Genomic DNA, 21,883 nt, shown 5'->3' on the forward strand with positions numbered 1-21,883 from the left:
GAATATTGGAGAAATTAATGGAAAAAGGAGTGATGAAATGAAACAGATGCTTTTCTTATTTATTCTTCTTTTTTCTCATATCCAGCCCATATCTGCGGAAGCTCCTCATATAAAGAGAGAACTAGCCATTGTAATTGATGACCTTGGAAACCATATGGAGGGAACAGAAGAAATTTTACAGCTTCCGATCACCTTAACTGCTGCAATTATGCCCTTTATGCCAAGTACAAAAGCAGACGCAGAACTTGCAAAACGAAATGGACATGATGTGATTGTTCATTTGCCTATGGAGCCAAAAAAAGGAAAGAAAAGCTGGCTCGGCCCTGGTGCTATCACAACAGACCTTAGTGATGAAGAAATTAGAAATCGAGTAGTCGCTGCTATTAAGGATGTTCCGCATGCAATCGGCATGAATCATCATATGGGCTCGAAAGCAACAGAGGATGAGAGGGTTATGAGAATTGTCATGGAAGTCTGTAAAGAATTTGGATTTTTTTATCTCGATAGCAAAACAACGTCAAATAGTGTTGCAGGAAAGATTGCACAACAACTAGACGTTCCATTTCTAGAAAATAACTTATTTTTTGATGACGTATATACAACACGCCATGTAACAAAACAAGCGAACCTATTAGCTGGAAAATTGAATAAAAGTGATCAATTAATTGCAATTGGACATGTCGGTATTTCTGGTCCAATTATGGCCAGTGTATTGGAAGCATATATTCCAGTTTATAAAAACAAAGCAGAACTTGTACCGCTTTCTAAGCTCATTCCTGGCTATGAGTTATTAGATGAAGGGATATAAGAAAAGAAACAACCTTATTGTACGTTTACAAGGTTGTTTCTTTTTTTACAGGAAATATTTAGAAGCCGCCCACATTCTGATCTGGTTAGTCCCGCAGTCGCTGCGAAGGTAGAAGAGGTGGACGGCTATAATTTTAGTATATGTTTTAGTGAAAAAAAGATTCTAGTTCACACACTTTTAGTGAAAGGAAATGAGTTTTCCACTATTATTAAAGATGATAAGAAATGTTTAGTAATTGAGGTGTACTATGAAGATTCGTGAAATCACTTTACGTCATTTAAAGATGAAAATGAAATCTCCTTTTTCAACAAGTTTTGGTACAATGCAAGATAAAGAATTTCTCCTCCTTGAAGCGAAATCCGAAAATGAGAATATCGGATGGGGAGAATCTGTAGCCTTTGACACGCCATGGTATACAGAAGAAACAGTAAAGACAAATTGGCATATGCTCGAGGATTTTATTATCCCGGCAGTATTAAACAAGGAGTTTAACCATCCAGATCAAGTATCAGATCTACTCTCATCCATTAGAAAAAATAATATGGCCAAATCAACAATTGAGGGGGCAGTATGGGACTTATACGCGAAAGAAAAAGGGATTAGCTTAACCAAAGCTCTTGGAGGAAATAAGGCGAAAATAGAAGTAGGAATAAGCATTGGTATTCAAAAAACTATTGATGATCTTTTACAATTAATTGATGGGTATACAGCAAAAGGGTACAAGCGAATGAAGGTAAAAATTAAACCAGGCTGGGACCTTGGGGTCATTCGAGAAATCCGCAAGCATTTCCCAAAAGTCCCATTAATGGCTGATGCAAACTCTGCATACACGTTAAATGATATCGATCTGTTTAAATCAATGGATGAATATGGGTTAATGATGATTGAACAGCCATTTGCTGCAAATGACTTTATCGATCACGCAAAACTTCAAAGGGAAATTACTACACCGATTTGTTTGGATGAAAGCATTCATTCGTTTGAGGATGCGCGGCTAGCAATTGAATTGAACGCTTGTCAAATAATTAATATAAAAATTGGCAGGGTAGGGGGACTAACAGAGGCGAAAAGAATTCATAATCTATGTAAAGAAAACAAGATTCCTGTATGGTGTGGGGGCATGCTTGAAGCTGGCATTGGAAGAGCGCATAATATTGCATTAACTACATTATCGAATTTTATTTTGCCTGGTGATACAGCTGGTTCTTCTCATTATTGGGAAAAGGATATCATTAACCCAGAGGTGACAGTAGAAAATGGATATATTAATGTTCCTGATCATCCTGGCATAGGTTTTGTGCCTAATAAAGAGATCATCCGGCAATATACTTGTAATGAAAAATTATTTTCTTAAAAAGCTCCCAGGAACATGTGGATCCTGGGAGTTGTATTAAGTTACGAAATATTCAATCAATATTTCTCGGGAAAGCGCAGATTCAGACATTTCCTTATTAAAATCGTCATCCAGCTAGTCTGATTTTGTCGTATGCTAAAGATATTGTCAGTTATTGAGGATAGAAGGGGTTACAAAGGGAATATCATTTGAAAGGTCGTTCCCTCCTTCTCTTTGCTGCTAATTTGGTAATCGCCATTCATCCGTTTAATGATATCAAAACAAATCATTAAACCAAGTCCCGTTCCTTTTGTCTTGGTTGAATAATATGGCTGGCCAAGCTGCTTTATTTGAATCGGATCGATACCAATTCCTTCATCGATAATACTAATTCTTACATGCCCATTTTCTTTGTAAGCGAATAATTCTAGATTGCCGCCAGATGGCATTGCCTCAATCCCATTCTTAATTAAATTGATTAATAACTGCTTGCATTCATTTATATTTCCATTAATAATTAATTTTTCTTCAATATTTGTAATTAGATTAACATTAGACATGACAGCAAATGGATGCATAAATTCTGCAACATCCGTTAATGTTTGCGAAAGAGGAATGGGCTCGCAAAAATGGTTTACAGGGCGTGCAAGGGATAGAAAATCTCCGATTATTTTCTGTGTCCGGTCCAATTCATCAAGTGAAACAGAGATAAACATCCCTTGTTTAGATGTTAAGTTCGTTTCGTCCTTCATGATTTGCAAAAAGCCTCGGATTGTTGTCATTGGATTACGAATTTCATGTGCAACTGAAGCCGCAAGCTGACTTACTGCATTCAATTTATCTGCATTTTGCAATTGTTCCAGCATGGCTAGCTGCAGCTTATTCATTTCGATTAAATAAATTATGATTGCAAGTGTTAGTATTGATAGAAGTGAAAAGGAGAATAGATATAAGAAATCATCAGATTGTCCAGATTGTACAAGTGCAATTATACGAGTACCAGTTATAAGAATATAGAACGCGACACCAATAAATAGTTTTCTCCAAGGGTTAGTTCTTTGATAATAGTTGTAAACGGATCCAAATAGGGGAATGATTAATAAATAATTTAATAGTAATAACAAAAATTCTTTAAGCTCTCCTAGTATATTTACTCCCAATAAAGCACCTATCGCAAGACCGCCACCAAGTGGTCCTATGTAGAAAAAAGCAATAAAAATAGGGATGAATTTCAAATCAAATGCAATTCCCTCAGCTACTCTTACAGGAAACGACATAGACAGTAGGAGTGAAAATAGAATCGTAATAAGAAAAATAATCCTTGTTTTCATTTCCTTTTTGTATCTGCTGAGAATGATATTTACAAAAGGGATCATCATCATAATAAAGAAATGAAAAATTAACTCTGCTACAAAATACTTCAAGAGAACCATTCCTCCAAGTCTAATTATTCCATATCTAATTAAACAAAAAGGGTGAGGAATCCTTTATATTATGTAGATTATTGTTGAATGAACCGGAAAAATAATTCCTTAATATTTTACAATACTCGACAATTAAAAATAACCGGCTCTTCATGAGCCGGTATAAATTACGTAAGAACTGCTTCCTTGTATTCAGCGGATGGAGTAGAATTCACAATTGTTTGCACTTCAGATCCATCCAAAGTCTCTAGTTTCAAGAGAGCTTCAACTAGGTTGTCGAATTGAACTTGGTTTGTTTCTATTAGCTTTTCTGATCTCTTTAAAGCTTTTTGAAATAGCTCTTGCATTTTTGCTTCTTTATCTGCCTTGTTAAAAGTTAATGTAAAGCCATCATCAAGTAGGCCAGTATCAACCATTTGTTCAATCACTTGTTTGGCTTGCTGAACATCGCCGCCAACACCAATGCTGTGCTCCCCTAGAATATGTCTTTCTGCAACACCGCCAGCCAAAATCATTGCAACTTGATCAAGCATTTCGCTAGTAGTCGACAGATGCATTTCTTTTGGGACCGGTGCTACATAACCAAGTGCTTGTCCACGGGGAATAATTGTAGCCTTACGAACAGAACCAGGCTTTGTAATTGCTGCAACTAAAGCATGTCCTGATTCATGAATAGCAACTCGTCTTTTTGTTTCTGCGTCCTGAAGTGCTCGGGTTGAGCTCCCAAGAACAGTTCTGTCTAAAGCAAAATCAATATCTTCTTTCGTAATACTTTCCTGGCCATTTTGCACAGCCCTACGACTGGCTGTTTCAAATAGTGATTGAAGATCTGCTCCGGAAAAACCAGAAGTGCTTTCAGCAAGTTCTTCAAGAGAACTTATGACATTTGCCGCCAATTTTCTATTTTTTGTATGAATCTCGATGATTTCTTTTCTTCCTTTTGTATCTGGAAGAGGTACATGAAAAGAAAAGTCAATCCGGCCTGGTCGTAAAAAGGCATCATCCAGCATATCTTTTCGATTTGTTGCAGCTATGAAAAGAATGCCATCATTAGAGTGTCCACCATCCAACTGAACTAGAAGCTCTGTTAATGTCTTTTCGCTTTCTTCACCGCCATGCTGCTTTCTTTTACCGGCAAGGGCGTCGACTTCGTCTATAAACACAACAGCAGGTTTATGCTTCCTTGCATTTTGAAACAATGTTCGAACGCGGGAAGCACCAACACCTACAAACATTTCATTAAATGCTGAACCGCTCGTTGAGAAGAATGTCGCACCCAGCTCCTTAGCAATTGCTTGTGCGAGCAGTGTTTTCCCAGTTCCAGGAGGACCATATAATAGGATCCCTTTTGGCGGCTTCAAACCCATTTGAACTGCTTGTTCCGGTTCTTTTAAAATAGAGAGAGTCTGCATAATCTCGTCTTTCATCTCTCCTTGAATTCCGCCAACATCTGAAAGAGAGATAGATGGAAGCGGTTTTGCCTTTGACACACTTTGCTTCATCGTATTTGCAGTACCAAGTCCGCCTTTGCCAGACTTATATAAATAAATGCCGATAGCAATTACTAATACAACTAGCCCGCCTAAAATCCATGGTGTATATGGACTAGTAGATGAAAATGTATATTCTACATGATAGTTTTCTACTAATTTATTAATCATTTGACTATTCGGCGGTACATGCGAAATAAATTCACCATCGCCTGTAATTATCGTTAGTTTTCCATTAATATGTTCATTTATCGTAACTAATTCACCATTTTGCGAGGCTATTAGTTCTTCAACTGATGAATAGGGGATTGTTTCAGATTTATAACCATCCTGCATAACAAAAAAGATGGCTGTTGCAATGACTAAAAGACCTACAATAATCGGAACAATTGTTGAAGCTTTTCTCCTATTTAATTTCAACTTTTTCCCTCCTCATTGTACCTTCTCATTATAAATACGAATACTATTTATGTGTAGTGGATGATTAATGTAAAAAATAGAAAACAATGTAAAATATGAGTAATGGAAGCGATAACCTAAATTGTTTAATTTACCCTTCACAAATGTTGGAAAGCAAGATATAATTACATAGGATAAATGGAATATACGTAACCACAAGGGGAGCAAAATGCTGAGAGTGAACATTTATTTGTTCTGACCCTTCGAACCTGTTAGATAATTCTAGCGCAGGAATGTGGAATGAATAGTTTTTTTGTTTTATTTACTATTCTCCCCTTGAGGTGTCGTACATTTGTAAAGGGGAGATTTTTTTTATGAAAAAATTAAGTTTAATCGCATTGATTGAGGCTTCTTTTTTTGCGGCATTTGCTATTATTTTGGATTTATTGCCTTCAATCAAACCAACACCTAATATTTCAATTTCAGTTGCCATGCTGCCAATCTTTATTTTGGCCTTTCGTTGGGGATTTCGGGTAAGTTTGATTTCTGGATTTATGTGGGGAATTCTGCAAATTGTGTTGGGGGATGCTTGGATCGTAACACCGATACAAACATTTATTGAATATGTCTTAGCGTTTGCATTCATTGGGTTTGCAGGTCTATTTTTCAAATCCATTCAAAAACATCTGAGATATGGAAAAAAGAAAATTGCACTTGCATGGATTGTAGCTGCCATATTTGTCGGAAGCCTTGCACGATATTTCTGGCATTTCTTAGCTGGTATTTTATTTTTTGGCAGCTATGCACCAGAAGGGATGTCACCGTTTCTATTTTCTTTTGCAGTAAATGGTGCAACAGCACTTGGATCATGGGTTCTCTGTTCAATTGTTACCGTAATAGTTGTTTCCACTGCACCACGACTAATTATTAGAAAAAATGAACCTATTGCTTTACCGCATAACAAAGCTTCGTAAGATATTTTAATCCTCTCTATATTTTATAGAGAGGATTTTTTATATATTTAAAATGGTGTGTCATACTATTTCAGTCAGAAAGTATTCGGAAGGATAAATTTATGAAAGTTAGGAGTAATTACTGGAAATACATGTTCAATATGGAAAAATAAGCATTATCTTAGAAAAATAAGTTGCCGAAAGTAACAGGGGAGTAATATGAACTTTTAAAAAATCTACAAATATGTGAACAACTTTTGAAATATTATACCCCTTCAATAACCATTTATTTCTCTAAGAAGGTAGCTTAAAAGCAATGTTCATCAGTATTCATTGTTATTTTAATATATTTGTAGCTCCAATAAAGTAAAAATATTCCTTCGCTTATTTGTCACATTCTTTTAGTTAACAACGTGGTAATATTGTAAATGAACCAGCAAGAACATTTTTAGATGTTCATTTGTTGAAGATTGTGAAAATATGTACACAATAATTGAAATTTATTATTTCTAATAAGAAAGGAGCCCCGTTATGAAATTGAAATGGGCTGTATTAGCGGTATTTTTCACTATTGTCACTGTGTTAACAGGGTGTGAACCATTAGCGGTCTTCGATCCTAAAGGGCCTCAAGCTGAAAGGCAAGCCAGCGACATTTTATTATCGATTGGAATTATGTCGGTAGTTGTTATTGTTGTTTTTGCTATTTTAATATATGTGTTGGTGAAATTTAGAGCTTCAAAACAAAGTGAAGACTATGAACCACCACACATGGAAGGAAATCCTTGGGTAGAAGCAATTTGTGTAGGTATTCCCGTAATTATCGTTGCTTATCTTTCCTTCGTATCCGTACAAAGTAACTACATCGTTGAGTCTGCTCCAAAGGGCTATGAAGAACAAGAACCATTAATTGTCTATGCTTCTTCATCAAACTGGAAATGGCACTTTAGTTATCCTGAGGAAAATATTGAGACCGTCAACTATTTATATATACCAACAGACCGAGCACTAGAATTTAAATTATATTCAAATGGACCAATTACAAGTTTCTGGATTCCTCAGTTAGGCGGTCAAAAATATGCGATGGCTGACATGATTACAACATTGCACTTAGCTGCTGATGAACCGGGCGAATTTATGGGACGTAATGCAAACTTCAGCGGGAAAGGATTTGCTGAAAATGCATTCAATGTGACTGCCATGTCTCAAAAAGATTTTGATGATTGGGTAAAGGAAGTAAAAGAAACGGCTGATCCACTTTCTAAAGAAAAATATAATGAATTACTTAAGCCTGGACATCTTGGCCAAATGACATTTACTGGAACTCATTTGGAGTTTGCTCCACCACCAGAACATGATCATGGATCATCTCAAACTGACTCAACTGAAGAGTCACATGAAGGTCATTCAAAAACAGTGGATTCAGAAGAAAACCACTCAAATCACAGCAATCATTAAGAATAGTAGGGGCAGGGGGACAGGTTCATTGTTCCAGCTGATTATGTTGTTTGGACACCGGACCTGATCTTATACCCTATTTGAATATTTAAATAACTAAATTAAATAATTATCTATTTGAAAATTATTTGTTTCGAAAGGAGAAACTTACGGATGGAATTCTTTGAACGATTTGCCATACCTCATCCAAGTCCGGTAATTTATGCATCAATGGTTGTTATTGCTCTTACTGTGATTGCGATCATTGCTGGATTAACCTATTTTAAAAAATGGGGCTACCTATGGCGTGAATGGTTAACAACTGTTGATCATAAACGAATTGGTTTAATGTATTTAATCTCTGCCTTGCTGATGCTTTTCCGTGGAGGCGTAGACGCCATCATGATGCGTGCTCAGCTAGCTGCACCAGATAATAAATTACTAGATGCGCAGCACTATAATGAAATTTTTACTACCCATGGGGTCGTTATGATCATATTTATGGCGATGCCGTTCATTTTTGCTTTTATGAACTATATCGTTCCATTACAAATTGGCGCACGTGATGTTGCATTCCCACGTTTAAATGCAATTAGTTTCTGGTTATTCTTTATGGGTGCAATGTTATTTAACATCTCATTCGTAATTGGCGGTTCACCTGATGCAGGTTGGACGTCATATTTCCCGCTTGCAGGAAATGAATTTAGTGAATCGGTAGGAACGAATTATTATATGATTGCGATCCAAATATCTGGTCTTGGTTCATTAATGACGGGTATTAATATGATCACAACTATTATGAAAATGAGAGCACCTGGTATGACAATGATGAAAATGCCAATGTTTACTTGGGCAACTTTAGTTGCAAACCTTATCATTGTTACGGTTTTCCCTGTATTAACAGTAGCTCTTGCTATGGGAACGATGGACCGACTTTTTGCAACCAATTTCTTTACAAGTGCAAACGGCGGTATGGATATGCTATGGGCAAATCTATTCTGGGTTTGGGGACACCCTGAAGTATATATCTTAATCTTGCCAGCTTTCGGGATTTACAGTGAGATTATCTCTACCTTCTCAAGCAAAAATTTATATGGCTATAAATCTATGGTTGCTTCAATGGTAATCATCTCAGTACTTTCATGTTTAGTATGGGCTCACCATTTCTTTACAATGGGTCAAGGGGCAGCATCGAATAGTTTCTTCTCGATTACTACGATGGCAATTGCCGTGCCAACTGGGGTTAAGATTTTTAACTGGCTGTTTACAATGTGGAGAGGGAAGATTAGATTTACCGTTCCTATGCTTTATTCAATAGGCTTTATTCCACTTTTCACAATTGGCGGAGTGACAGGGGTTATGCTTGCGATGTCAGCGGCAGATTACCAATATCATAATACAATGTTCTTAGTTGCTCACTTCCATAATACAATTATTCCGGGTGTCGTATTTGCGATGCTAGCAGGTCTTACGTATTATTGGCCAAAAATGTTTGGCTTTATGTTAAATGAACGAATCGGGAAATGGACGTTCTGGCTGCTTTCTATCGGCTTTGTTCTTGCATTCTTCCCAATGTATATTACTGGTCTAGATGGTCAAGCACGTCGTATGTACACATACTCTGAAGCAACTGGCTTCGGTACATTGAACATGATCTCATTCATTGGAGCAGGGATTATGGCAATTGCTTTCGCTTTAATCGTTTATAATGTTTATTATAGTATTCGTTATTCTCCAAGAGATATTGGATCAGACCCATGGGATGCACGTACTCTAGAATGGGCAACAAATACACCAGTTCCTGAATATAACTTTGCGATTTCACCGCAAGTTAATTCAATTCAACCATTCTGGGATGCTAAGAAAAAGGGCCATGTCCTATTCCCAGATAAGTTAGATAAAATTCATATGCCAAATAATAGCGGCATGCCATTTATCTTATGTTCAATCTTCTTCGTATGGGGCTTTTCGTTTGTATTTGCCATCTGGCCGCTTGTCATTCTTTCAACGATAGGCATCTTTGCGTGTTTGGCATTACGATCATTCGAAAAAGATCACGGACGTTATATTTCTGTAGAAGAAGTTAAAGAGACTGAAGAAAAAACAGGGGGAGCTAAATTATGAAAATAGATCACTCGCAACCTCTCGAATATAGTACTGGCCAAAATAATTTAAATATTTTCGGTTTCTGGATTTTCCTTGGTGCCGAAATTATGCTTTTCGCAACACTTTTTACAACCTTTTTCACATTAGAACACCGAACAGGCAATGGTCCTACCGGTGCAGAGATTTTCGAAATAACGCCTGTATTAATTGAAACCATTTTGCTTTTAACTAGTAGTTTTGTGATTGGCCTAGGGATTCATGCCATGAGATTAGGAAATAAGAAGGCAATGATTACCTTTTTTTCCATCACGCTGCTATTAGGTTTAGGATTCCTAGGTTTTGAAATATTTGAGTTTGTACATTATGTTCACATTGGAGCAGGATTACAAACGAGTGCATTCACTGCCAGCTTATTAACAACTTTAGGAACACATGGAGCTCACGTAACATTTGGTTTGTTCTGGGGATTGTCGATTATCCTTCAAGTAAAGAAAAGAGGACTGACACCTGAAACAGCGAATAAATCATTTATTTTCTCCCTTTACTGGCATTTCTTAGATGTAGTTTGGATCTTTATCTTTAGCTTCATCTACTTGAAAGGAATGATGTAAGATGAAACAATTATTCCCAGCTAAACAAGTGATGGGCTTTGTATTTTCATTAATTTTGACGGCGATTGCCCTAGCAGTTTATTTTCTTGATGTTTCATTCACAGCAGGATTAACGATTCTGATAGTTACAGCTTTTGTTCAAGCATTACTTCAACTTATCGTATTCATGCATGCGGGTGAAACAAAGGATAAATGGTCCATTTATGGGAATGTCTATTTCATGATATTCATAGCTTTAATTACAATATTCGGTACATTATTCCTCTTCTCTTGGGATATGTAGCATAATGCAGAAAAGGAGCACCCTAAATGGATGCTCCTTTTTTTGCTTTGTTTAGCACCTCTTCAGTAGCGACAAAAAATAGCCCCATTACAAAAATAAATACTGCACCCATAACTGTCCCAATCCCAATGGGAGTTAATATATTATTGCCATTTCCAAAAAAGCCGAACGAAAAGATGATGAAGCCAATTGCCAGTATCGATAAACCAACAATATTTATTGCTCTTAGTAAGCTCGAATTAAGATTCATTTTGCTCATCCTCCTTATATTTAAATTATTCTATTTGTTCACAAAATTGTCAAACTTTTTTTGAAAAAATTTTAACAATTTCAAAAACTATAAACGCTTTAACTAATAAAAATAGCTTGAAGACCAGGATATGTTGAGATTCAAGTCTTCAAGCATTTTAGTATATGAAGGTTGTTATTTTTTATAATGTGTCTCCAATTGTTTTCGAATATCCATTAATAGTTCCTTAACGGTTAATTGTTTTTCACTTTGTCCTTTTGTTAATGCAGATTTCAAAACTTCGGCCATTTCTTTCGAATTTACCTTTGGTTTCATGTTCTAACACCTACTAATATTCAATTATCATACATGGTAATCATTCATTAATGGTGCTACTGTGTTTATTTATATTATTCTCCTCCATTATTGTCCGTGAATGGTCTACAAGATTTCAAATAAAGGAAAAATACCGTTTACTAAATGGAAAAACAGGGTAATTGGACATTAACCCTCATAAAACAATTCAACCTTACGAATACTGTAATAAAATTAAAACCTTTATACGAAAAGAAGGTCTGATTATGCAAATGAAAAATATGGATATCGATAAGCTTTTGGAAGCAACCAAAGAAATAGGAGACGATGATTTTCACTATATGATCAGACACATCGAAATTGATTCATTACTTGAAAAAACAGAGAACTGGTGAAAACATTATTTCCATAAATAGAAGGTCCATCCACTCTTATTAAGAGTGGATTTTTATTTTTCATTTTTATTACAAATATGTAACAGTTTTCTATCGCAGCGCGTCAATAGCTATAAAGGAGTGAAGAATATGAAAAAAAAGTGGGTATTAGTGGTTGGCGCTCTCGTTTGTATGTTGTTTATTCTTACTGGCTTCTTTGCAACTCAATTAAAGGTAATGGGTGGATTAGAAGAAAAGGAAAATGTGATCGTATTAAAAAACAAACAGTGGAAAATTCATTTTTCTGAAAAACTCAATCCATCAAGTATTTCTGAGCATACTGTTTATGTTTTGAATCAAAAGGGAGAGAGACAAAAGGCAACTGTTTCATTGAGTGAAGACCAAAAAACAATTCTTATTGAACCGCCAGAAAACGGTTATAGGTTTTCGTCCTATACATTACAACTATCAGAGGAAATCAAATCCAACATGGGCAGAAAAATGATAGCTAGTATTATACAGAGATTTACTGTTAAAGAATCATTGCCGGTTGTTGAATCGAATAGTAAATTAAACGAACATATCTTAAAAAGAATGACAGAAGTGTGGGAAAATAAGGAGTACACTGTTCAAGAGAAAGCTGCAATGGATTCAGCAGCAGGTGAATCTGAAAAGTCACAAAGTCATTCAGAAACAAATGTACAAGTGAATGGAATTGATGAGGCAGATATAGTCAAAACAGACGGCAAATATATTTATCAACTGAAAGATAATACACTGCAAATTGTTAAGGCAATTCCTGCTGATAAAATGTCTATTGAAAAAGAGATTACTTTTAACCAATCGTTTTATCCTTTTCAAATGTATTTACAAAATGATCGGTTAATCGTTATGGGCACAAGTTACGAAGGTCAGGAGATCGAAAAAAAGCCAGCAGATATGAACATTGCACCTATAAATGAAACAACGAAAGCGATTATTTATGATGTAAAAGAGAAAAACAATCCAAAAGAAATAAGGGAGTTTGAGATTGAAGGAACCCTTGTTACTTCAAGGTTTATGGATGGTAAGGTATATTTAATTGCCAATAAATACCCAGATTATTGGCTGCTTCGTGAGAATCCAGAAATTGATATTCGACCTAGATATTCAGATTCTGCTAGTCATACAAAAATGCAAGCTATTAATTATGATCAGATACAGTACTTTCCAGAATCAAAAGAAACCAATTTTACAAACATTGCTGTGATTGATTTAGAAAAACCGGCTTCAAAAATAGCTCTCACAACGTATTTAGGCAGCGGAGAGCAGCTATATATGTCCAAAACCAATATTTATCTTGCTGTTACGAATTATATGCCAATGGCGATTAAAGGAGATTATTCATTCAGCCCAGATACAACGATTTATAAATTTTCTGTAGATGGCATGAAGGTTGATTTCCACAGTTCTAACGAAATTGCAGGGACAATATTAAATCAATTCTCGATGGACGAATATAAAGGGTATTTCCGCATTGCTACTACTAAGGGGCAAGTATGGGATAATTCAAGACCATCTGCCAATAACCTTTACATCCTGGATGAAAATTTAAAGCAAGCTGGAAAGCTAGAGGATTTAGCAAGAGGGGAACGAATATACTCAGCTCGCTTTATTAATGAAAGAATTTTCCTTGTTACGTTTAAGGAAACTGATCCACTCTTTGTCATTGACGGATCAAATCCTAAACAGCCAAAGGTATTAGGAGAATTGAAAATACCTGGATTTAGCAACTATCTTCATCCATATGATGAAAATCATTTAATCGGTTTTGGCCATGATACAAAAGTAGTACCCGGAAAAGGGGCAAACGGACAGCCGATTATTTTCACTAACGGTGTAAAGCTTTCACTATTTGATATCAAAGATTTGTCGAATCCAAAGGAGAAATTTACAGAAATAATTGGCGGGAGGGGAACCTATTCCCCATTAAACTATGACCATAAGGCCCTGCTTTTTGATAAGAAGAAAAACCTATTCGCTTTCCCAATAACCGTTTATGAAAATGGAAAATCATCTAATGAAATGGAATGGGACTCAACCTTTAAATTCCAAGGCGCGTACGTTTACAACATTGATCTAAAAAAGGGATTTTCTCTGAAGGCTAAAATGACTCATAATGATCCAAATGCCATTTATGAGGAGTGGGAAGACAGCATCCAACGGGTCCTTTATATTGGTGACTCATTCTATGCGTTATCGCCAAATAAAATTAGCTCGTATGAATTAGGATCTTATAAGTTAAAAGGAGAGCTGAATCTTAAAAAATAGTGAAAGGAAGCACCCAGATAATGGGTGCTATTTTTATTGAAGAATGATGGAAATTCCTTCATAATTAAACGTAAACAACTGTTCTTTTAAGACTGGAGTAATCTATGAATCTATTATTTTATTATGTTTGTTCTTATTTCTTTGGCAATATTTTAACCGCACATTTTCTTATTAAAATTCTTCATAAGGGAGAAATTAGCGGGGAAGGTTCAGGTAATCCTGGTGCAAGAAACGCAGGTCGTTTATATGGAAAAAAAGCTTTTGTTCTTACTTTTCTTGGGGATGCCCTAAAAGGAGCTCTAGTTGTTTTCATTGGCAGATTGCTTGAGTTGTCTGCGTTGGAACAATTAATAGGGCTTGCATTTGCATTAATCGGGCACATCAAACCAATTCTATTCCGGTTTAGAGGAGGGAAGGGAATCTCTACTTTTATTGGTGGGGCACTCACATTTGAACCATTATTAGCGATTGTTATCATTAGCGCATTTTTAATCACCTATCCATTTACAAAAAGTTTTACCTTTTCCGGTCTTGGTTCCTTTCTCGTTCTGCCTGTTGCTGTTTTTTTCCTCCATGATTCTGTCTCGTCGATGTGGGGATTCATTGGGCTGACACTTATTATTCTGTTAGCACATTCACAGAACTTGTTTGAAAAATGGAGAAAAAACAATCCTAACCGAAATTAACTTCGGTTAGGATTGTTTTTATTCAGGATCAGGACTATTTACCATAATGCCAGCAACCTGAGTCAATCGATCATAGAAAACAGGACCAGAAGGATGTTCATCCAGCCCAATCTCATGAAAGGCTTCCTTCATACAGCGAAGCCAGCACTTTGCTCGTGTTGGTGTGATTTCAAAAGGAAGATGTCTTCTTTGCATCGCAGGAGGGCCAAACTCTTCACTATAAAGAGCTGGTCCACCAGTAAATTGAGAAAGAAACATCCGCTGCTTTCTTTTTATTTCTTCCATGTCATCTTCAAACAGTGGCCGCAAATCTTTATCTGCATACACTCTCGGATAAAAAGCATTGACTAATTTATCAATGGTATCCGCGCCGCCAATTTCATCAAAAAGATTCTTAAATTTATAATCCATTTTTACTCACCTACTAACGATATTCTATCAGTTATCCTAATTATAATGATTAATAGTATAAATTTTTGTGATTTAGATCACGTTTGGTTAAACGTTCATTAGAGAAGATTTTCTAATTGTACATTATACATTACTCTTCCTAAAGGATAGTCAAATAGAAAGATAAATAGGGTGGGGAAAAGGAAGAAAAAAGATTATACAATGCGGAAGCGTCGAAGCGGGTCAAAAAGAAGTGGTGAAGGCAGGGAATAGGTTATCAAAAATGCTCGATTTCCAGAATAAAAATCTATTTATCTATTGTAAAAAAACTCTGGCTGCCTTGTATTGTAATATCATCATCTCCAGAAATGTGTGTGGTTTAATAAATTTTGGCTAAAACAAGGTTATTCTCGTTATAAACAAGTTCATCATATCTAATGTGCATGTGAAACTTGTTAGGACTCGATTATCTCTGATTGCAATTAATCTGGCTGAAGACTGCATAGACAAAGACAGTGCTTCCTTTTTATTAGCAATATTCGTCAAAAATTCTACTTTACTGCACATATTTTTATTAGCCCTTCAAATTCTGTCAAACCATTGTGATTTGGGGTATAACCAGCATTCGCAAGATACTAATTTATCCATTGTTTAAACTAATCTTCAAAAACAAATTTTATTTCTTCATCATGATTGCTGTTTTCTTCATCCGACATTTCGTAATCCGTTCCAAGGTTAATTACAGCTGACTCCGTCGTAAATGCACCATTCATACTTTCTATTAATAATGTCATTTCAGGAATATTATCTTCCATTTCAATACACCTCCTGATAATAGAGTGTGGAAATTCATCAAAATTATTCATAAACTCATACTCATTTTGAATAAGCATACTTCCATTAACAAAACCTATAAACAAGTCTGATTGGAGGTATGTTTTCAATGGAAAAAGATATTGAATGTTTAGATGATAAAGATATTATGCACCATTTAATGTCCGAACAAATTGCCTATATATGTGTGAAGGAAGAGGAAGAACGAATGCGTGCTGAAACCGATAATACAAAGGGGCATAGTACATGAAGAAGAATGCTTCTGCTTGTCTATTGATTATAGGGGTTTTATTATTTTCAGGCTTTCCTTCTTATGCATCGCCGCCATCCTATGCAAAATGGGGACAACTTGCTGTTAAGACAGCAAAAGAAAAATATCCTCGTGCGAATATTGTAGACTATTTGCATATTGGGAGAGAGGACAAGCCAAATTCTTCGATAGAAAAGTTTAAGCTTTGGGTGGATGATCAGGGTAAAGAGTTCGGACTACTCATTCAGATTGAATTTGATCCCAAAAATGATCAGGTTATACGTGTAAATACACAAAGAACAAGCAATTAAAAAATCCAATAGCATCTGCACGTAAAAGCAGATGCTATTGGATGAATTCAAACCTTTAATACATTAAAGTATCTTGCGTCAGGATGGGCAAAGACAATAGCTGAAACGGATGCTTCAGGCTCCATCATACAGCCGTCGGTTAAATGAACACCAATGTCCTCTGGACAGATTAAACGGAAGAGCTTTTTCTGATCATCTAAGTCTGGACAAGCTGGATAACCGAAAGAATAACGCTGCCCATGATATTTTGCAGAAAAACGATCCTTCATGGTCATTTCAACTGGATCAGGGAACCCCCAGCGATCTCTAATTTGGCGATGAATAAGTTCAGCAAAGCCTTCAGCCGTTTCAAGGGCAAGTGACTGAAGGGCATGGCATTCTAGAAAACGGCCTTGTTCTTTTAAATGATCTGCCACTTGACGAATGCCTCTCCCAGCAGTGACGGTAAAGAAGGCGACATAATCCATTTGTCCGCTAGCTGTAGACTTTAAATAATCTGCTAGACAAAGATAGGGTTCAACTTCTTGCCTTGGAAATTCAAATGTTTCAATAATGGCTGTTTGCTCTTCATTATAAATAATAATTTTATCGCCATCTGACTGTGCTGGGAAAAATTGATAAACTGCGGCAGGCTTGATCCAATCATTAGCCTTTGATTCTTGAAGCAAGTCATTCACCATATCATTTATTTTAATCGCCTTCTCATCACCTTCAGCAAGTAATTTTTCGAGCTTTCCTTTTAAGCCAAGATGATGTCCGATTAACATCTGCTTATTAATATAGGGTTCAATATGGGAAAGGGAATAGGACTTCAGTAATCTTCGTTTTAAATCCATTGGAACAAAAACAGGAACATTTATATCTAATTTTGGTCTCATTTTTATGGCTGTTGCTGTATTCAATCCGGTTCTATCAAAAGGTACAGCATTCAAAGCAGCGGTTTGTTTTTCGACTTGCTGAAGCTTTAGTTTTTCTACTTCTGAAGGCTCCTGCAGCTGGTTGGCAAGCGAAAGGCCATTCATCGCATCCTTTGCATAAAGTACGAGCCCATCGTACTCTTTAGCGATTTTTGTATCGGTAAATTTTCGTGATAAGGCAGCACCGCCAACTAAAATTGGGATGTCAATTCCAGCTTGCTTTAAATCATGGGCGGTTATGACCATTTGCTGTGCTGATTTCACAAGCAAACCAGATAATCCAACCATATTTGGCTTTTCCTTTTTTATCGTCTCTACTAGCTGTGCTGGTGCTACTTTAATTCCAAGATCAATCACTTCATATCCATTATTGCTTAAAATAATATCGACTAAATTCTTGCCAATATCATGCACATCACCCTTAACAGTTGCAAGGACAATTTTTCCCTTTCCGGCTGTTGTGTCATCCTTTTCCATATAAGGCTCTAAAAATGAAACAGAAGTTTTCATCACTTCTGCACTTTGAAGCACCTCGGCTACAATTAGTTGATTATCATTAAACAACCGGCCAACTTCCTTCATTCCATCCATTAGTGGGCCATTTATGATTTCAAGGGGAGCAGGATAGACTTTAAGTGCCTCTTCAAGATCAGCTGTCAGTCCTTCTTTCGTTCCTTCAACAACATAATAGGCAAGACGTTCCTCCAGTGTCATATCAGGCAAAATACTTTTCTGCTCCTTTTTCTTGTCACGATAAAAGTCTGTAAACTCTGCTAGCGCTTGATCAGTTGTTTCAAAAAGCAGCTTTTCTGCAAGCAGTACTTCTTCTTTAGGTATAGAGGCAAATCTCTCTAACTTTTCCGTATTAACAATGGCATAATCTAAGCCAGCTTGTGTGCAGTGATAGAGAAAAACAGAATTTAAGACCTCTCGACCGACAGGAGGGAGGCCAAATGACACATTACTAATACCTAGGATCGTTTGAACTTCAGGCATTTCGTCTTTTATTAGCCGAATGCCTTCTACCGTGGCTTTCGCTGATCCAATATATTGTACGTCACCTGTTCCAACAGGGAAGACTAGCGGATCAAAAATAATATCCTCCGGTTGAATGCTGTATTTATTCACCAGTAACTCGTATGAGCGCTTCGCAATTTCAAGCTTTTTATCAGCAGTAACACCCATCCCTTTTTCATCAATTGTACCCACGACCACAGCAGCACCATACGTATGAATTAGGGGAGCGGTCACTGCAAATTTTTCTTCACCGTCCTCAAGATTAATCGAGTTAATAATCGCTTTGCCCTGAGAGTACGTCAGAGCCTTTTCTATTACATTTTCATCGGTAGAATCAATAACAAGGGGAGCCTTCACTTTTTTGACAAGCTCTTTCATAAAGTTTTCTACATCTTCAAGCTCTTCACGATCTGGATCTGCAAGACAAACATCGATTACATGAGCTCCGCCTTTTATTTGTGCGCGGGCAATTTCCGAAGCTTCCTCAAATTTTCCTTCTCGAATCAATCGTTTGAATTTTCGTGAACCAATGACATTTGTTCGTTCGCCAACCATGATTGGACGGAGAGTAGGATCATCATAAATAAATGGTTCGATCCCGGAAACTTTATGAATTGTACTCTTTTCAAACACTCGCGGTGAATATTTTTTCATTTCATCGGAAATTGCTTTAATGTGTTCAGGGGTAGTTCCACAGCAGCCCCCGACGATATTCAGCCAGCCTTCTGAAGCAAAGCCTCCCAGTTTTTGTGCTAACGTCTCAGGGGTTTCATGGTATTGCCCTTCCTCATCAGGCAGCCCTGCATTCGGATAACAGCTAATTGCTGTAGATGCAAGGCTTGATAAGGATCGTATATGATCCTGCATGAATTCAGGGCCTGTTGCACAGTTTAATCCCACAGCCAATGGCTTCATATGTTCTAATGAGATATAAAAAGCTTCAATCGATTGTCCTGCAAGAGTGGTCCCCATCGGTTCAATCGTTCCAGATATAATAAGCGGCAATTGTTTACCCGTTTTTTTGAAAGCGTTTTGAATGCCAATGAATCCAGCTTTTACATTCAGCATATCCTGACTCGTTTCAAGCAGAAGAAGGTCGACATTTCCATCAATTAACCCTAGTGCTTGCTCCTCATAAGATTGAATAAGTGTTTCAAATGTCGTACCACCTGTAACACTTAATGTTTTTGTTGTTGGTCCCAGAGAACCAGCAACAAATCTCGGAAATTCATCTGTTGATAGTTGATCAGCTGCCTTTTTAGCAATCTGAGCAGATTTCTTATTAAGCTCGTAAGCCTTGTGTGCTAGCCCATATTCCTCTAAAACAACACTTGTTGCACCAAAGGTATTCGTTTCAATGATGTCAGCACCAGCATGCAAATACTCAAGGTGAATCCGTTCAATAAGAGAAGGGAGGGTAATTGTTAAATACTCATTGCAGCCTTCATATTCCTCACCGCCAAAATCATCTGCAGATAAATTAGCATTTTGAAGCATAGTGCCCATTGCGCCATCCATAATGAGAATTTTTTTCTCTAGTTGTTTAGTTAATACTGATTTTTGCATTTTCGTTCCTCCTCGTAATCTTAGCGCTCACTTCATGTGCATATAATGCTAATTCAGCAGTAAGATCAAAACGCATAAACGGTGTTATCAAGTAAATTCCATTAAAAAGTTCACATGCTGCATCGATTAAAGATTTCGCAATTGCTACTCCTTCAAGTGCTGCATTGACTGGGTCATCCTTAAGATTGGCCATACGGTTGCGTATTTCTTCTGATATTTTTATTCCTGGTACCTCATTATGAAGGAATTCTGTATTTTTGCTCCCTGTTAATGGCATAATCCCAATGTATATGGGCCTTTCTAAGTGTTTGACAGCTGCATGAATTTCCAATAATTTTTTCTCTGAAAAAACTGGCTGGCTAACGAAATAATCTGCCCCATAAGAAATTTTCTTTTCCAGTCTTTGCACGGCTTTTTCAATGGATCGAACATTTGGATTAAAGGCAGCACCCACAGAAAAAACCGATTGTTCCTGTAAATGTTTTCCTGAAACAGAAATCCCTTCATTAAATAGTTTAATCATCTTAATTAACTCAAACGATGATAAATCGTATACCGAAGAAGCCCCTGGAAAATCACCCACTCTTGCCGGATCACCGGTTAATGCCAATACATCATATAGTCCTAATGTGTGAAGTCCCATCAAATGAGATTGAAGACCAATAATATTCCTGTCTCTGCAAGTAATGTGTACTAATGGACGCATGCCTATTTCCTTTTTAACCCGATAGCCTAGTGCTGAATTACAAATTCTTGGCGTTGCAAGTGAATTATCAGCAAGAGTAATGGCATCAATTCCAATTTCTTTAAAAGCCTTCACACCCTCAAAAAATTTTGCTGTATTAAGGTGCTTAGGGGGATCAAGTTCGACAATAACAGATGATCTCATTTTTACGATATCCTCTAAAGGAGTATATTCTCTTACAGGTAGATTTCCATCAGAAATACGTATCTGCTCACGTTTCTTAATTAATTTTTCTGAAATTGGAGGGAGGCCCTTGAGTTCAGATGCAAAGGCTTGAATATGATCAGGCGTTGTACCGCAGCAGCCGCCAATTAATCGAACACCTTGATTTCGAAAAGCTTTTGCAGACTGTCTGAAATAATTTGGGTCTCCTTCATAATGAAATTTCCCATCCGTATAAGCTGGGATACTTGCATTTGGATAAGCTGATAAATAGGCTCGGTTTGGAAGGGGAATATCCTCCAATGTTTCTAGCATATGGTGGGGGCCAAGACGGCAATTTAACCCAACAACATCAGCGCCAAGATTCTCGAGCCGTTCGATAGCTTTTGAAATGGGTGTTTGATCCTGAAGAACACCGACTTCATGAAGGGAAACTTGGGCAATAATAGGTAATTCAGTTTCTTTCCGAACAATTTGGAGGACATTTTCCAGTTCTTCAATGTCATAATACGTTTCAAGTAATATACCATCTACCCCTTCAAGAAGGAGACAGTAGAGCTGCTCCCGAAAACTTCTTTTTATCTCCTCAAGAACAACCATATTTGGCTTCATTCCTCGGATTCCGCCAATTGTTCCAACTACATAGCTGTCTTTTCCAGCAGCTTTTCGGGCATTTCGGACTGCGGCAGTATTGATATCCTTTACATTATCCTCAAGGCCATATCTTTGAAGTTTTATATAGTTGGCGGCATAGGAATTGGTTTGAATAAGGTTTGCACCTGCATGTATATATGCTTTATGAATTTGCTGGATTTGATCCGCTTGTGATATATTTAATTCTTCAAAACAGCAATCTGTCCCATAAGAATAGAGTAGGGTTCCCATTGCTCCATCAGCAATGAGGATTTCATTTTTCATTCTTTCAAGGAAACTCAT

Annotated in this window: 21 protein-coding genes and 1 riboswitch; of the genes, 13 read left to right on the forward strand and 8 right to left on the reverse strand. The window is 36.8% G+C overall.

Annotated features, from left to right (window positions below; translation table 11 throughout):
- Positions 1 to 37: 37 nt before the first annotated feature.
- Complete coding sequence (locus tag ASU02_RS15580; protein ID WP_057765231.1) at positions 38 to 808, forward strand: divergent polysaccharide deacetylase family protein; 771 nt, start codon at positions 38 to 40, stop codon at positions 806 to 808.
- A gap of 247 nt (positions 809 to 1,055) precedes the next feature.
- Complete coding sequence (gene menC, locus ASU02_RS15585; RefSeq protein ID WP_057765234.1) at positions 1,056 to 2,162, forward strand: o-succinylbenzoate synthase; 1,107 nt, start codon at positions 1,056 to 1,058, stop codon at positions 2,160 to 2,162.
- A 170-nt stretch (positions 2,163 to 2,332) separates the two neighbouring features.
- Here the strand turns inward: menC and ASU02_RS15590 are convergent, their stop codons facing one another.
- Together ASU02_RS15590 and ASU02_RS15595 are read right to left on the reverse strand one after the other, a co-directional pair.
- Positions 2,333 to 3,565 carry an ATP-binding protein gene (locus tag ASU02_RS15590; protein ID WP_057765236.1) on the reverse strand — a complete coding sequence of 411 codons (1,233 nt, stop codon included), beginning with the start codon at positions 3,563 to 3,565 and terminating at the stop codon, positions 2,333 to 2,335.
- 167 nt (positions 3,566 to 3,732) lie between these two features.
- On the reverse strand, positions 3,733 to 5,475 hold the full coding sequence (locus tag ASU02_RS15595) for an AAA family ATPase (protein WP_057765238.1): 1,743 nt from the start codon (positions 5,473 to 5,475) through the stop codon (positions 3,733 to 3,735).
- A 187-nt stretch (positions 5,476 to 5,662) separates the two neighbouring features.
- Positions 5,663 to 5,765, forward strand: a riboswitch (TPP riboswitch).
- A gap of 63 nt (positions 5,766 to 5,828) precedes the next feature.
- Between ASU02_RS15595 and thiT the strand changes: the two genes are divergently transcribed.
- From thiT to qoxD, 5 genes are all read left to right on the forward strand, one after another.
- On the forward strand, positions 5,829 to 6,428 hold the full coding sequence (gene thiT / locus ASU02_RS15600) for an energy-coupled thiamine transporter ThiT (RefSeq protein WP_057765240.1): 600 nt from the start codon (positions 5,829 to 5,831) through the stop codon (positions 6,426 to 6,428).
- A 510-nt stretch (positions 6,429 to 6,938) separates the two neighbouring features.
- Positions 6,939 to 7,862 (forward strand): cytochrome aa3 quinol oxidase subunit II, encoded by a 924-nt coding sequence (gene qoxA / locus ASU02_RS15605; RefSeq protein ID WP_057765242.1) that lies wholly within the window; start codon positions 6,939 to 6,941, stop codon positions 7,860 to 7,862.
- A gap of 153 nt (positions 7,863 to 8,015) precedes the next feature.
- Entirely contained in the window at positions 8,016 to 9,965 is a 1,950-nt protein-coding gene (gene qoxB / locus ASU02_RS15610) for a cytochrome aa3 quinol oxidase subunit I (RefSeq protein WP_057765244.1), read from the forward strand.
- Positions 9,962 to 10,558: a cytochrome aa3 quinol oxidase subunit III gene (gene qoxC, locus ASU02_RS15615; protein WP_057765246.1), complete on the forward strand. Its 597-nt coding sequence runs from the start codon at positions 9,962 to 9,964 to the stop codon at positions 10,556 to 10,558. Before qoxB ends, qoxC begins: the two co-directional genes overlap by 4 nt.
- A 1-nt stretch (position 10,559) precedes the next feature.
- On the forward strand, positions 10,560 to 10,841 hold the full coding sequence (qoxD, locus tag ASU02_RS15620) for a cytochrome aa3 quinol oxidase subunit IV (RefSeq protein ID WP_057765248.1): 282 nt from the start codon (positions 10,560 to 10,562) through the stop codon (positions 10,839 to 10,841).
- Positions 10,842 to 10,863: 22 nt separating this feature from the next.
- Here qoxD and ASU02_RS15625 read toward each other — a convergent pair whose 3' ends face one another.
- Both ASU02_RS15625 and ASU02_RS26710 read right to left on the reverse strand, forming a co-directional pair.
- Complete coding sequence (locus ASU02_RS15625) at positions 10,864 to 11,091, reverse strand: hypothetical protein (RefSeq protein ID WP_057765249.1); 228 nt, start codon at positions 11,089 to 11,091, stop codon at positions 10,864 to 10,866.
- 174 nt (positions 11,092 to 11,265) lie between these two features.
- Positions 11,266 to 11,406, reverse strand: a complete 141-nt coding sequence (locus tag ASU02_RS26710; RefSeq protein ID WP_165571657.1) for a hypothetical protein — start codon at positions 11,404 to 11,406, stop codon at positions 11,266 to 11,268.
- A 245-nt stretch (positions 11,407 to 11,651) separates the two neighbouring features.
- On the opposite strand from ASU02_RS26710, the gene ASU02_RS27230 reads away from it, so the two are divergent.
- The 3 genes from ASU02_RS27230 (at position 11,652) to ASU02_RS15635 (ending at position 14,755) form a co-directional block, all read left to right on the forward strand.
- Entirely contained in the window at positions 11,652 to 11,780 is a 129-nt protein-coding gene (locus ASU02_RS27230; protein ID WP_269745989.1) for a hypothetical protein, read from the forward strand.
- Positions 11,781 to 11,909: 129 nt separating this feature from the next.
- Positions 11,910 to 14,069, forward strand: a complete 2,160-nt coding sequence (locus ASU02_RS15630; RefSeq protein WP_057765252.1) for a beta-propeller domain-containing protein — start codon at positions 11,910 to 11,912, stop codon at positions 14,067 to 14,069.
- A gap of 104 nt (positions 14,070 to 14,173) precedes the next feature.
- On the forward strand, positions 14,174 to 14,755 hold the full coding sequence (locus ASU02_RS15635; protein ID WP_057765253.1) for a glycerol-3-phosphate acyltransferase: 582 nt from the start codon (positions 14,174 to 14,176) through the stop codon (positions 14,753 to 14,755).
- 18 nt (positions 14,756 to 14,773) lie between these two features.
- On the opposite strand, the gene ASU02_RS15640 is transcribed toward ASU02_RS15635, so the two are convergent.
- On the reverse strand, positions 14,774 to 15,166 hold the full coding sequence (locus ASU02_RS15640; protein WP_057765255.1) for a globin domain-containing protein: 393 nt from the start codon (positions 15,164 to 15,166) through the stop codon (positions 14,774 to 14,776).
- 196 nt (positions 15,167 to 15,362) lie between these two features.
- Between ASU02_RS15640 and ASU02_RS27395 the strand changes: the two genes are divergently transcribed.
- Positions 15,363 to 15,542, forward strand: coding sequence for a zinc ribbon domain-containing protein (locus ASU02_RS27395; protein ID WP_408607281.1), 180 nt, complete (start codon positions 15,363 to 15,365; stop codon positions 15,540 to 15,542).
- Between the two features lie 259 nt (positions 15,543 to 15,801).
- Here ASU02_RS27395 and ASU02_RS26440 read toward each other — a convergent pair whose 3' ends face one another.
- Positions 15,802 to 15,960, reverse strand: a complete 159-nt coding sequence (locus tag ASU02_RS26440) for a hypothetical protein (RefSeq protein WP_157684518.1) — start codon at positions 15,958 to 15,960, stop codon at positions 15,802 to 15,804.
- Positions 15,961 to 16,088: 128 nt separating this feature from the next.
- Here ASU02_RS26440 and ASU02_RS26715 point away from each other — a divergent pair, with 128 nt between their 5' ends.
- Both ASU02_RS26715 and ASU02_RS15645 read left to right on the forward strand, forming a co-directional pair.
- Positions 16,089 to 16,229 (forward strand): hypothetical protein, encoded by a 141-nt coding sequence (locus ASU02_RS26715; RefSeq protein ID WP_198317451.1) that lies wholly within the window; start codon positions 16,089 to 16,091, stop codon positions 16,227 to 16,229.
- The gene (locus ASU02_RS15645; protein ID WP_057765257.1) at positions 16,226 to 16,540 is read left to right on the forward strand and encodes a DUF3889 domain-containing protein; all 315 of its coding nucleotides are present in this window, start codon (positions 16,226 to 16,228) and stop codon (positions 16,538 to 16,540) included. Before ASU02_RS26715 ends, ASU02_RS15645 begins: the two co-directional genes overlap by 4 nt.
- Before the next feature lie 47 nt (positions 16,541 to 16,587).
- On the opposite strand, the gene metH is transcribed toward ASU02_RS15645, so the two are convergent.
- Together metH and ASU02_RS15655 are read right to left on the reverse strand one after the other, a co-directional pair.
- Positions 16,588 to 20,040: a methionine synthase gene (metH, locus tag ASU02_RS15650; RefSeq protein ID WP_057765259.1), complete on the reverse strand. Its 3,453-nt coding sequence runs from the start codon at positions 20,038 to 20,040 to the stop codon at positions 16,588 to 16,590.
- A complete protein-coding gene (locus ASU02_RS15655) occupies positions 20,018 to 21,883 on the reverse strand; it encodes a bifunctional homocysteine S-methyltransferase/methylenetetrahydrofolate reductase (protein ID WP_057765261.1) in 1,866 nt (621 codons plus the stop codon). Before ASU02_RS15655 ends, metH begins: the two co-directional genes overlap by 23 nt.

The organism is Cytobacillus praedii, from assembly GCF_001439605.1.
In the GTDB taxonomy this organism is placed as follows: domain Bacteria; phylum Bacillota; class Bacilli; order Bacillales; family Cytobacillaceae; genus Cytobacillus; species Cytobacillus praedii.

Coding starts and splice junctions, on each gene's coding strand:
- ASU02_RS15640 (WP_057765255.1), bottom strand. CDS start 15,166: ATGGATTATAAATTTAAGAATCTTTTTGATGAAATTGGCGGCGCGGAT.
- menC (WP_057765234.1), top strand. CDS start 1,056: ATGAAGATTCGTGAAATCACTTTACGTCATTTAAAGATGAAAATGAAA.
- qoxB (WP_057765244.1), top strand. CDS start 8,016: ATGGAATTCTTTGAACGATTTGCCATACCTCATCCAAGTCCGGTAATT.
- qoxD (WP_057765248.1), top strand. CDS start 10,560: ATGAAACAATTATTCCCAGCTAAACAAGTGATGGGCTTTGTATTTTCA.
- ASU02_RS15645 (WP_057765257.1), top strand. CDS start 16,226: ATGAAGAAGAATGCTTCTGCTTGTCTATTGATTATAGGGGTTTTATTA.
- thiT (WP_057765240.1), top strand. CDS start 5,829: ATGAAAAAATTAAGTTTAATCGCATTGATTGAGGCTTCTTTTTTTGCG.
- ASU02_RS26715 (WP_198317451.1), top strand. CDS start 16,089: ATGGAAAAAGATATTGAATGTTTAGATGATAAAGATATTATGCACCAT.
- ASU02_RS15580 (WP_057765231.1), top strand. CDS start 38: ATGAAACAGATGCTTTTCTTATTTATTCTTCTTTTTTCTCATATCCAG.
- metH (WP_057765259.1), bottom strand. CDS start 20,040: ATGCAAAAATCAGTATTAACTAAACAACTAGAGAAAAAAATTCTCATT.
- ASU02_RS27230 (WP_269745989.1), top strand. CDS start 11,652: ATGCAAATGAAAAATATGGATATCGATAAGCTTTTGGAAGCAACCAAA.
- ASU02_RS26440 (WP_157684518.1), bottom strand. CDS start 15,960: ATGGAAGATAATATTCCTGAAATGACATTATTAATAGAAAGTATGAAT.
- ASU02_RS15655 (WP_057765261.1), bottom strand. CDS start 21,883: ATGAGTTTCCTTGAAAGAATGAAAAATGAAATCCTCATTGCTGATGGA.
- ASU02_RS15630 (WP_057765252.1), top strand. CDS start 11,910: ATGAAAAAAAAGTGGGTATTAGTGGTTGGCGCTCTCGTTTGTATGTTG.
- ASU02_RS15635 (WP_057765253.1), top strand. CDS start 14,174: ATGAATCTATTATTTTATTATGTTTGTTCTTATTTCTTTGGCAATATT.
- ASU02_RS15625 (WP_057765249.1), bottom strand. CDS start 11,091: ATGAATCTTAATTCGAGCTTACTAAGAGCAATAAATATTGTTGGTTTA.
- qoxA (WP_057765242.1), top strand. CDS start 6,939: ATGAAATTGAAATGGGCTGTATTAGCGGTATTTTTCACTATTGTCACT.
- qoxC (WP_057765246.1), top strand. CDS start 9,962: ATGAAAATAGATCACTCGCAACCTCTCGAATATAGTACTGGCCAAAAT.
- ASU02_RS26710 (WP_165571657.1), bottom strand. CDS start 11,406: ATGAAACCAAAGGTAAATTCGAAAGAAATGGCCGAAGTTTTGAAATCT.